At 60.5% G+C, this 291-nt stretch carries 1 protein-coding gene; it reads left to right on the top strand.

All coding sequences use genetic code 11. The annotated features are described in order from the left end of the window. Window positions 1–291: phage tail protein (locus tag A7098_RS22705; protein ID WP_032236188.1), on the top strand; the 291-nt coding region annotated here is incomplete at both ends.

Below are 291 nucleotides of genomic sequence, written 5' to 3'. Positions count from 1 at the left end.
CAGTCAGTGCCGGACGGCTTTGGCGGCACGGAGCCGCGCATCACCTGTAATGCGTACCTGACCACACAGCGCAAGGCGTGGGATGTGCTCAGTGATTTCTGCTCGGCGATGCGCTGTATGCCGGTATGGAACGGGCAGACGCTGACGTTCGTGCAGGACCGACCGTCGGATAAGGTGTGGACCTATAACCGCAGTAATGTGGTGATGCCGGATGATGGCGCGCCGTTCCGCTACAGCTTCAGCGCCCTGAAGGACCGCCATAATGCCGTTGAGGTGAACTGGATTGACCCG

It is taken from the genome of Escherichia sp. MOD1-EC7011, from assembly GCF_002965005.1.
Lineage (GTDB): Bacteria > Pseudomonadota > Gammaproteobacteria > Enterobacterales > Enterobacteriaceae > Escherichia > Escherichia ruysiae.
This window is presented reverse-complemented; position numbering and strand designations above follow the sequence as displayed.